The 839-nt window shown below is 63.3% G+C and carries 1 protein-coding gene; it reads left to right on the top strand.

What is annotated here, in order from left to right; genetic code table 11:
• The coding region (locus G7A99_RS22025) for a cbb3-type cytochrome c oxidase subunit I (RefSeq protein WP_205600002.1) at positions 1-750 on the top strand (750 nt) is incomplete at its 5' end.
• Positions 751-839 lie beyond the last annotated feature (89 nt).

Raw genomic sequence — 839 nt, 5'->3', positions numbered from 1 at the left:
CCCAAGCAGGCCGGGCGCCCGATCTATTCGTACCGCCTCTCCGTGGTGCATTTCTGGGCGCTTATCTCCGTGTATATGTGGGCGGGTCCCCACCATCTCCACTGGACGTCGCTGCCGGAGTGGGTGCAGTCGCTGGGCATGGTGTTCTCGCTGATCCTGCTCGCGCCCTCCTGGGGTGGCATGATCAACGGCATCATGACGCTCTCGGGCGCCTGGCATAAGCTGCGTGACGACCCGATCATCCGCTTCCTCATCGTCAGCCTGTCGTTCTACGGCATGTCCACGTTCGAGGGCCCGATGATGTCCATCAAGACCGTCAACGCCCTGTCCCACTACACGGACTGGACGATCGGTCACGTGCACTCCGGCGCGCTCGGCTGGGTGGCGTTCATCACCATCGGTTCCATGTACGCGCTGATTCCGAAGCTCTGGGGCCGGGAGCAGATGTACAGCGTCAAGGCCATCGGCGCCCACTTCTGGGTGGCGACCATCGGCGTGGTCCTCTACATCGCCTCGATGTGGATCGCGGGCGTGATGCAGGGCCTCATGTGGCGGGCCACCAACCCGGACGGCACGCTGACCTACAGCTTCGTGCAGTCCCTGCAGGCCACCTACCCGTACTACGCGGTGCGCATGTTCGGCGGCTTCCTGTTCCTCGCAGGCATGCTGATCATGGCCTGGAACGTGTGGATGACCATTCGCCCGCAGGAGCGCGTGGCGACCGAATCCGCCCCGGAAGCGACCGCTTAAGGAGATCAGCGAATGTCACATGAGGTCGTAGAGAAGAACGTCGGGCTGATGGCCATGCTGATCCTGCTGGTGGTCAGCATCGGTGGCCT

The sequence above is a fragment of the Arhodomonas sp. KWT genome, assembly GCF_010993615.1.
This window is presented reverse-complemented; position numbering and strand designations above follow the sequence as displayed.